Raw genomic sequence first — 9,305 nt, 5'->3', positions numbered from 1 at the left:
GTGAGATCGTCGCCGAAACCGGCGCCAAGGTGGACATCTCCGACGACGGCACCATCAAGATCGCGGCCTCGGAACAGTCCAAGATCGATGCGGCCCGCGACTGGATCAAGTCCATCGCCTCGGAGCCCGAGCTGAACGCCATCTACACCGGCAAGGTGGTCAAGGTGGTCGACTTCGGGGCCTTCGTGAACTTCTTCGGCGCCAAGGACGGCCTGGTTCACGTGAGCCAGATCTCCAACGAGCGCGTGGCCAAGGTCTCCGACGTCCTGACCGAAGGCCAGGAAGTGAAGGTCAAGCTCCTGGGCTTCGACGATCGCGGCAAGACCCGCCTGTCCATGAAGGTCGTCGACCAGGTGACGGGCGAAGACCTTTCCAAGAAGGAAGGGGCCGAGGCCGAGGCTTAATCAGCCTCATCCTCCATCCTGACGACAAACGGGGCGGCCGCAGCGATGCGGCCGCCCTTTTTCATGCGCGATTGGCGTTTACGGCGACCATCCCTTCGGTTCGGGCGCGCACCTCGGGTGGCGCAAGGCAACTGGCCAGCGCCTCGTAGCCCCGGGCCTGCGGGTCGGGGCGCACGCGGATGGGCGAGCTGTGATTGGCCGGGCAGAACAGCACGGTTTCGAATGAGGTCGCCAGTCCAAGGTCCAGCATCGCGCTGGAGCGGGTCATCAGAATCAGCGGCCGAGCCTGCGGCCCGCGCGCCCGCAACCAGGCGGCCAGGGCCTGCTGGGTGGGTTCATTCAGGCCGTCCTCGACCATGTCCACCACCACCGCGCCCCCCTCTGAGAGCACCGCCGCCAGAAGGCGGCGCAGCGCCTCGGTCTCCTCGGCGCCCTCCTCCCTCAGCCAGGCCAGGGCGCCCTCAAGACGCCCGCTGAGGCCAAGATCACCCTCGACGATGACCGGCGGCCGGGCCATCTCGACGAACACACTGCCAGGCAAGGCGTCTGCGATGGCGCGGGCCAGGCGGGTCTTGCCGCTGCCCAGGGACCCCACCAGCCAGGTCAGGGCCGGCAAGGCGGCGAGTTCGAACCGCTCTCCGCCCCAGGGCCAGGGCAGATCGAAGGCGCAGGCCGGCTTGTTTCCCGCGAGTTGCGCCAGCTGCGTCATCGTGGGCGGCTCGCCCTTGGCCAGGGCGCGGCGCAGGGCGGCGACCTGAGCCAGGGTCTCGGACAGGCGTTGGGTCTCGCCTTCCAGTTCGGCCTGGTGGGCGGCCAGGGCCGGGGCGAGATCGCCCGGATCGCCTGCGAGAACCCGCGCCACCTGGGTCAGCGACAGGCCCAGGGCCCGCAGGCTGGCGATCTCGCGGGCGCGCGCCATCTGGTCGGACCCATAGGCGCGCCAGCCAGCTTGAGTCCTCAAGGGAGAGAGGAGGCCTCTGGCCTCATAGAGGCGCAGGGCCTTTGGCGATACGCCCAGTTGGGCGGCGGCCTCGGCGGGGCTGAGATAGGGAGACACAGGCAGGACCCTCATGCGTTTTTCGAGACCTCCTCTATCCGACCGGCCCCTGGGGCCGGGTCAAGCGCCAAGACCTTGGCCGTGACGCCTCGCCCCGCGTGCGGACTTCCCCGGCCGCCGAAGCGGGGCTAAAAGCGGCCAGGGTCTGCAGTTCACCCAGGCGTCACCGCCCCGCACATCGGGGAGCTAAACCTGCCCTTGAGACGTCTCGCCCCGCTTGTCCCATCAAGCGCCGGGTCGAAAGTCGGTGACCTCGACGCCCCTGATCAGGGGATCGGCGCTTCCCGAGGATGAGTGATGCCCAGAACCGCCATTCCCTATGCGACCCCCGACATCTCGGCCCTGGCCAAGTCTCTGCGCGACCAGCTGGCGCGCCAGGGACCTGCGCCTGGCCATGTGGAGATGCTGAACATCCTGGCCCGGGCCGCCGGGGCGAAGAACTTCCAGCACTATCGCGCCCGTTCCGAGGCCCCGGAGGGCCCGCCAGCGCCCGCCGCCGACCTGGCGCGGGTGGGCAGGGTCGCCCGCCAGTTCGACGCTCAGGGACGGCTTCTGCAGTGGCCGGCCAAGCCGTCGCACCAAGACCTGGCCCTGTGGGCTCTCTGGGCGGCCCTGCCGGCCGGCGACGCCGTCAGCGAGGCGGTGTTCAATGGAAGGCTCAACGCCCTGCACGCCTTTGGCGACCCGGCCATCCTGCGCCGCGCCATGGTCAGCGCAAGGCTTGTCTCACGCACCCTGGACTGCCGGGACTACCGCCGGATCGAACAGCCGCCGCCGCCGGACGCCCAGGCCCTGATCGGGCGGCTGCGGCGAGGGACAGCGGCTTAGACGTTAGAGCCGCTCGACATCCAGCGCCCCCGTCACCCTCGCGCTTGACGCGAGGGTCCATGAACACCGGGCTGGCCGAGGTGTTCATGGATGGTCGGATCAAGTCCGACCATGACGGAGAGAGAGGCGTCAGCGGTCGCCTCAGCCTGGATCAGCAGTGACGATCGGCCCGCGCCCGCCGAAAAAGCGAAAGGCCCGCCGGGGGTGGCGGGCCTTCAGGCTTGCGGACCTTGAGGTCGGCTGGGAAGCTCAGCCGCGCAGCTTGCGCAGCAGGACGTCGAGATCGCGGGCCAGCACCGGGTCATCGGCCTTCAGGGCTTCGATGCGGCGCACGGCGTGCAGGACGGTGGTGTGGTCGCGACCGCCGAACCGCCGGCCGATGTCGGGCAGGGAGCGGGTGGTGATCTGCTTGGCGATCCACATGGCCGCCTGGCGGGGACGGGCGACGGCCCGGGCCCGGCGCTCCGACAGCAGGTCGGCCTGGGTCAGGCCGTAGTGCTCGGCCACCGCCTTCTGGATGTGGTCCACCGTCACCTTGCGCTCCGGGGCCGACAGGTGGGGCCTCAGGATGCTCTGGGCCTCGTCCAGGCTCAGATGGGTCAGCTCGGCCCCCACACGGGCCACCAGGGTGTTCAGGGCCCCTTCCAGCTCCCGCACGCTGTCGCTGAAGCGGTCGGCGAGGAACTGGAGCACCTCAGGCCGCGCAGCGGCCGGGAAGCCCCCCTGGCGGGCCAGCATGTCCAGCTTGCGCTCCAATATGCCCTGGCGAAGGTCCCGGTCGGCCGGCTCGATGCCGCAGACCAGGCCCGCCTGCAGGTGAGACCGCAGGCGCGGCTCCAAATCCGACAGCTCATGCGGCGGGCGGTCGGCGGTCATCACCACCCGGCGGCCGTCCTGAACCAGGGCGATCAGGGTGTGGAACAGCTCCTCCTGGGTCGAGGTCTTGCCGGCCACGAAGTGCACATCGTCGATCAGCAGCAGGTCGGCGTCGCGCAGCTCGTCCTTGAAGGCCGCCGTCTGGCGATCCTGCACCGCCTTGACGAAGGTCTGGGTGAAGCGTTCGGCGGTCAGATAGACCACCTTCTTGTCCGGGCAGTTCCGCTGGGCTTCCCAGCCGAGCGCGTTCAGCAGGTGGGTCTTCCCGAAGCCGTAGGGGCCATGGAAGACCACCGGATTGAAATGGCCGTCGGCCCAGCAGCCCACCCGCCGGGCGACGGCGAAGGCGAACTCGTTGGCCGGGCCCGGCACGAAGGTGTCGAAGGTGAAGCGCTCCTGCAGGCCGGCGCCGGGGCGCGGCGCCCGCGACCCCGCCGAGGGCGCGGCCGGCTCTGAGCCAGAGACGGACGCCGGCGCGGCGCCATGATGGATGGTCAGGACCGGGGCGGCGGCCAGGGTGACCTCGGCGATCACCGGCTCGGGCGCGCCGGCGGCCTCGAACTCCATACGGGACTTCAGGTCCAGCGCGCGGCCTTCGGGGTCATTCTGCGCCCAGAGCTCGCCGATGCGGCGCCAGGCGTGTCGGCGGATCCAGTCGCGGGCCACGCCGGTGGCGGCCACCAGACAAACCTCGTGATCCGACCGCTCCCGCAGGGCCGCATGACCCAGCCAGGAGCCGAAGGTGGCGTCGCCCAGTTCGCGTTTCAGGGTCAGGCACGTCTTGGTCCAGACCGCGCCCGCAGGCGTCGCCGCCGTCCTGTCCGCCAATCCTCCAGAAGCCATTTCGCCAATACCCCCAACATCCGCCATCATTGGTCGCAACCCCACGCTGCGGCCACGTTTTAGTCAACAAACACAGGCTCTTAATCGGAGGGCGCATAGAGTCCCGCCCCCCGCTTTTTCATCCGAATTCAGATGGAAAACACGTCTGTGTTGAAGCCCCAGAGACTAGTCCGGGACGGGGGGGGGTCAACGGTGATTCTTCGCGGCGTCCGCGGATATTTTCGTTGACTCAAGCGCGCGCCCTCACGCCACAAGGGAATTCTCGGAATGACCCTCCGCCGACTGAGAACATTGGTCGCAGGCGCGGCAAGGCCAAGCTTCAGGCAAGACAAAGCCCGCACACCGAAAAGGCGTGCGGGCTTTGTCATTTGTCCAGAAATTTCAAGCGACTAGCCCGCCCGGAGGCGGCGCAGGTCAAGCTTTAGGCAACCGCCAGCTTCTTCAGCCGGGCGGCCAGGCGCGAGACCTTCCGCGAGGCGGTGTTCTTGTGGATCACGCCCTTGGTGACGGCCCGCATCACCTCGGATTGAGCCTCCACAAAGGCGGTCTTGGCGACGGCGGCGTCGCCGGCCGCAATGGCCTCTTCGAAGCGTCGGAGATAGGTCCGGACGCGCGAGCGGCGAGCGGTGTTGACTTCGGTGCGACGGGCGATCTTGCGGATCGCCTTCTTGGCGCCGGGCGTGTTGGCCATTCTAAAAGCTCTCGAATAGTAGCGCGCCCGAACTCAGGTCCGGGCGGTGAAAATCGGAGGCGCGGATATACGGGATGGCGGAGAGCCGGTCAATGGCGCCTGGACCTCATGTCGGGATTCCCTCGACCCCGGTGAAGCGTCGCCAGGCCGGATGGGCGGCGATCAGCTCGGCCATCTGCTGGTAGCCCGCAGCGCCCGGATGGGCGCCGTCCCCAGCCCGGGCCTCGGCCAGCCAGGTCCCGCTGACCGCCAGGGGGCGCAGGACGTCGATATAGGGCGTCCTCAGGCGGGCGCAGAGGGCCTTGAAGGCCTCGTTGAGCCCTTCCACCCGCGCCGCCAGCCCGGGCTCCTCGGCCGGCGGCGGGCCGACCATCAGCACGGGCGCGCGGGCCGCGCCCTGGGTCAGAAGCTGATGGGCCGTCTTCAGGCTTTCAGCCGCCGACAGGCGCGGACGCCCGTCAGCGGCGTTGGCGTCATTGCGCCCGAAGGCGAAGACTAGGCCACAGGGCTCGTCCGGGCTCAGCCGGGCCTCGGCCTCCGCCGACCAGCGCCGGAGGATGTCGGCGCTGGTGTCGCCCCGGACGCCCAGATTGTAGGCGGTGACCTCGGGGCGTCCGGCCAGGGCGCGGCCCAGCCAGCCCTGGTGGGCCGGATCGCCGGCGCCGGCCACGAAGGAGTCCCCGAAGGCAAGAATCCGCAAGGCTTAGCGCCCCTTGAAGTCTGGCCGGCGCTTCTCGACGAAGGCGGCCATGCCCTCCTTCTGGTCCTCGAAGGCGAACAGGGAGTGGAACAGCCGTCGCTCCACCGCCACGCCGGCGCTGAGCGTGGTCTCGTAGGCGGTCTCGACCAGTTCCTTGTTCATCATCACCGCCACGGGCGACTGGCCGGCGATCTTGGCGGCCGCCGCCAGGGCCTCGGCCACCAGGGCCTCGGCCGGCACGACGCGCGCGACCAGCCCCGCCCGCTCGGCCTCGACGGCGTCCATCATCCGACCGGTCAGGATCATGTCCATGGCCTTGGACTTGCCCACATAGCGGGTCAGGCGCTGGGTGCCGCCGATGCCCGGCATGACGCCGAGATTGATCTCCGGCTGGCCGAACTTGGCCGTGTCGGCGGCGATGATGAAGTCGCACATCATGGCCAGCTCGCAGCCGCCCCCCAGGGCGAAGCCCGAGACCGCGGCGATGATCGGCTTGCGGCAGGCCTCGATCCGCCGGGCGCTGCGGGCGAAGGTGTCGGCCAGGAACATGTCGGCATAGGACTTGTCGGCCATCTCCTTGATGTCGGCGCCGGCGGCGAAGGCCCGTTCCGAGCCGGTGATCACCAGGCAGCGGGCCTCGGAATCGGCTTCGGCGGCCTCCAGGGCCCCCTCCAGGTCGGCGAGCAGCCGGGCGTTGAGGGCGTTCAGGGCCTCGGGCCGGTTGAGGCGGATCAGGGTGACGGGGCCGTGGGCCTCGATGAGCAGGGTCTCGTAGCTGGGCGCGGACATGGTGGCCTCCTCTTCAGACACGCGCCTTGCCGCTTAAGGCCCCTCGACCTCATAGCCAAGGGCGCGCAGGCGCGCAGGCAGCCCATCCTGGCCGAGCAGATGGCCGGCCCCGACCACGACCACAGAACGGCCGGAGCCCTGCAGCCGGGCCTGAAGCTGTTCGAGCCAGGCCGTGTTGCGATCGACGACCATGCTCCGATAGAGGCCGGGCGCAACCTCGCGCATGGGGTCCAGGGCCTCGGCCTCCAGGGCGTCGAGGTCGCCGGATAGCCAGGCGGCGATCAGCCGGTCGTACCCCTGGGGGTCGTCCTCCAGCTGCTCCAGGGTGTCGATCAGATTGGCCAATTGCTCGTCCATGGGCACGGCGTCGAACAGGGCGATCTGCTGCTCGGCGCTCTCCAGGGCCCGGCGCTCCAGCCCAGGCGGCGCGGTCAGGCTGACCTGTTTCTCCACCCCCTGCTCCACATCGGCGCCGGCTGCGGCGAAGACGGCCGAGGCCAGCAGCACCTCGGCGAACCAGGGCTTCAGCCGGTCCAGCAGGTTGGGCGGCAGGCTGTGGCGGGCCGCCAGGCGAGTGAGACGCTCGCGGCTCTCCGGCGGCAATTGGGCATAGAGGGACTGGCCCGGCGGCAGGGCGCCGTAGCGCAGGGCCAGGCGCGCCGCTTCGGCCTCCGTGTCCGGATCCACCGGCAGCTCGAACCAGAGGTCGTCAGCCTGGGCCAGGGCCGCGTCCAGCGCCTCGGGCCGCCAGGGGAGGCCGGGCTGCAGGAGATGCATGGAGCCGAACAGCACCATCTCGGAATCGGCGTCGCGGACGATCCACAGGGCGGGCTCGGCTCGGGCCGGCTGCGGCGCGCAGCCCGCCAGGGCGATGAGCAGGCCCAGCAGGCCGATCAGACGGGTCATCGCTCAGCCTTTCTGGCAGACGGGGCAATAGAAGGTCGAACGCCCGGCCTGAACCTCCCGGACGATGGTTCCCCCACAGCCGCGATTGGGACAGGGCTCGCCCTCCCGCCCATAGGCGCGGAAACTGTGTTGAAAATAGCCCAGCGCGCCGTCGGCGGCGGCGTAGTCGCGCAAGGTGGATCCCCCGGCGGCGATGGCCGCCTCCAGAACCTGGCGGATGGCCTCGACGAGGGCCTTCAGCCGCGGCCGGCTGATCTTGCCCGCCGGGCGGAACGGCGAGATGCGGGCCATGTGCAGGGCTTCGCAGACATAGATATTGCCCAGCCCCGCCACGATCCTCTGGTCCAGCAGCAGGGTCTTGGGGCCTTGTTTGCGGCCCTCGAAGGCGCGGGCCAGATGGGCGGCGTCGAAATCATCCGACAGGGGCTCTGGCCCCATGCCGGCGAACCAGGGATGAGCAGGCAGCGCCTCTGTGGGGATCAGGCCCATATAGCCGAACCGCCGGGGGTCGTAATAGGTGACCCGGCCGCCGGCCTCGGTCTCGAAGACCACATGGGCATGTTTCGGGTCGGGATCGGCGGCGTAGACGAACTGGCCCGGCCGGATCGTCCCCTCCGGCCGGGCGATCTCGAAGCGCCCGCTCATCCCCAGATGCATGACCAGGGTGTCGCCGCGGTCGGTGGGCGCCAGGACGTACTTGGCCCGCCGGGCGAGCGTCTCGATCCGCGCCCCGGCCAGCCGCTGGACGAAGCCCTCGGGGAAGGGAAAGCGCAGATCCGGCCGGCGCAGCTCCACGCGGGTCAGGCGCTGGCCGTCCAGGACAGGCGCCAGGCCGCGGCGGACGGTCTCGACCTCGGGAAGTTCGGGCATGGTCCATCGCTTGGCAGAGGCTGCGCCTGCGATCAACTTCAACCGCGCTCTGCGGCCTGACGCTGGCGTGCGATCGCGCGGGAGGCTATGAGGCGAGCCATGACCGGACCTGCCGCCACCTTCGGCTTTCGCGACGTTGCGGCCGACGAGAAGCCGCGCCTGGTGCGCGGGGTCTTCGACCGCGTCGCCCGCCGCTATGACCTGATGAACGACCTGATGAGCGGTGGCGTCCACCGCCTCTGGAAGGACGCCGTCGCCGCCCGCCTGAACCCCCAGCCCGGCGAGGTCATCATCGACTGCGCCGGCGGCACCGGCGACATGGCCAGGCGGTTTGCGAAGATGGCGAGGCGCGCCCAGCAGCGCCGGGGCGGCCCCGACGCCACCATCTTCCTGATGGACTACAATGCCGAGATGATCACGGCGGGCCGCGAAAAAGGCTCCGAGCCGGAGATCTGCTGGAACGTCGGCGACGCGCAAAGGCTGCCCCTGCCCGACGCCTGCGCCGACGCCTATGTGATCTCGTTCGGCATCCGCAATGTCACCGACATTCCTGCGGCCCTGCGGGAGGCCCGGCGGGTGCTGAAGGCCGGCGGCCGGTTCCTGTGCCTGGAATTCTCCCGGCCGGTCACCGAGCCCCTGCAGAAGGCCTATGACGCCTATTCCTTCAAGGTCATCCCTGCCGTGGGCGAACTCGTGGCCAAGGACCGGGAGTCCTACCAGTACCTGGTGGAGAGCATCCGCCGCTTCCCCGACCAGCAGAGCTTCGCCCAGATGATGCGCGAGGCCGGCTTCTCGCGGGTGAGCTACACCAATTTCACCGCCGGGGTGGCGGCCCTCCATCAGGGCTGGGCCATCTGAGATGGCGCGTCCCGCCGCCTATGGCCGGCTCTTCGCCGCCGCCTGGACCCTGGCCCGGCACGACGCCCTGCTGCCGGTCGAGCTCGAGGCCCAGTATCCGCCGCCGATCCGCGACCTGGGCCGGGCGCTGCGCCTGCTGGCCGGCAAGCAGGCCCGCGAGGGCCGGCCGGGCGAGCGTCTGGCCCGCGCGCTTGTTCAGCTTGGCCCCGTGGCCATCAAGCTCGGCCAGCTTCTATCCACCCGGGCCGACATCTTCGGCGCGCCTTTCGCTGAGGATCTGTCACGGCTGAAGGACCGGCTGCCGCCCTTCCCGGCCGAGATCGCCCGCGCCCAGGTGGAAGCCGCCCTCGGCGCGCCGATCGAGACGCAGTTTTCCGAATTCGGCGAGGCCGTCGCCGCCGCCTCCCTGGCCCAGGCCCACGATGCGCGCCTGCGCGACGGCCGCCGGGTGGCGGTCAAGGTGCTGCGGCCCCATATCGGCGT

At 69.9% G+C, this 9,305-nt stretch carries 11 protein-coding genes; 4 read left to right on the top strand and 7 right to left on the bottom strand.

The window, feature by feature from the left end; all coding sequences use genetic code 11:
- The coding region (locus V7702_RS15575; protein ID WP_335650995.1) for a S1 RNA-binding domain-containing protein at window positions 1-404 on the top strand (404 nt) is incomplete at its 5' end.
- Window positions 405-465: 61 nt separating this feature from the next.
- Here the strand turns inward: V7702_RS15575 and V7702_RS15570 are convergent.
- Window positions 466-1,476, bottom strand: coding sequence for a MerR family transcriptional regulator (locus tag V7702_RS15570; protein WP_335650994.1), 1,011 nt, complete (start codon window positions 1,474-1,476; stop codon window positions 466-468).
- A gap of 282 nt (window positions 1,477-1,758) precedes the next feature.
- Between V7702_RS15570 and V7702_RS15565 the strand changes: the two genes are divergently transcribed.
- Window positions 1,759-2,289, top strand: coding sequence for a DUF2087 domain-containing protein (locus V7702_RS15565; protein ID WP_335650993.1), 531 nt, complete (start codon window positions 1,759-1,761; stop codon window positions 2,287-2,289).
- 249 nt (window positions 2,290-2,538) lie between these two features.
- Here V7702_RS15565 and dnaA read toward each other — a convergent pair whose 3' ends face one another.
- The 6 genes from dnaA to mutM all read right to left on the bottom strand — a co-directional run bounded on the left by dnaA (window position 2,539) and on the right by mutM (window position 7,964).
- Complete coding sequence (gene dnaA, locus V7702_RS15560) at window positions 2,539-4,008, bottom strand: chromosomal replication initiator protein DnaA (RefSeq protein WP_335650992.1); 1,470 nt, start codon at window positions 4,006-4,008, stop codon at window positions 2,539-2,541.
- A 421-nt stretch (window positions 4,009-4,429) separates the two neighbouring features.
- The gene (gene rpsT, locus V7702_RS15555) at window positions 4,430-4,699 is read right to left on the bottom strand and encodes a 30S ribosomal protein S20 (protein WP_335650991.1); all 270 of its coding nucleotides are present in this window, start codon (window positions 4,697-4,699) and stop codon (window positions 4,430-4,432) included.
- A 106-nt stretch (window positions 4,700-4,805) separates the two neighbouring features.
- Window positions 4,806-5,399: a DUF459 domain-containing protein gene (locus V7702_RS15550; RefSeq protein ID WP_335650990.1), complete on the bottom strand. Its 594-nt coding sequence runs from the start codon at window positions 5,397-5,399 to the stop codon at window positions 4,806-4,808.
- A gap of 3 nt (window positions 5,400-5,402) precedes the next feature.
- The gene (locus tag V7702_RS15545; protein WP_335650989.1) at window positions 5,403-6,188 is read right to left on the bottom strand and encodes an enoyl-CoA hydratase; all 786 of its coding nucleotides are present in this window, start codon (window positions 6,186-6,188) and stop codon (window positions 5,403-5,405) included.
- A gap of 33 nt (window positions 6,189-6,221) precedes the next feature.
- Entirely contained in the window at window positions 6,222-7,094 is an 873-nt protein-coding gene (locus V7702_RS15540; RefSeq protein WP_335650988.1) for a TraB/GumN family protein, read from the bottom strand.
- 3 nt (window positions 7,095-7,097) lie between these two features.
- Window positions 7,098-7,964: a bifunctional DNA-formamidopyrimidine glycosylase/DNA-(apurinic or apyrimidinic site) lyase gene (mutM, locus tag V7702_RS15535; RefSeq protein ID WP_335650987.1), complete on the bottom strand. Its 867-nt coding sequence runs from the start codon at window positions 7,962-7,964 to the stop codon at window positions 7,098-7,100.
- A 99-nt stretch (window positions 7,965-8,063) separates the two neighbouring features.
- Here mutM and V7702_RS15530 point away from each other — a divergent pair, with 99 nt between their 5' ends.
- The gene (locus V7702_RS15530) at window positions 8,064-8,822 is read left to right on the top strand and encodes a class I SAM-dependent methyltransferase (RefSeq protein ID WP_335650986.1); all 759 of its coding nucleotides are present in this window, start codon (window positions 8,064-8,066) and stop codon (window positions 8,820-8,822) included.
- Window position 8,823: 1 nt separating this feature from the next.
- Window positions 8,824-9,305: AarF/UbiB family protein (locus tag V7702_RS15525; RefSeq protein WP_335650985.1), on the top strand; the 482-nt coding region annotated here is incomplete at its 3' end.

This window comes from Phenylobacterium sp. (assembly GCF_036963605.1).
GTDB lineage: Bacteria > Pseudomonadota > Alphaproteobacteria > Caulobacterales > Caulobacteraceae > Phenylobacterium.
Note: the sequence above shows the minus strand (reverse complement) of the source record. Positions and strands in the feature narration are given on the sequence as shown.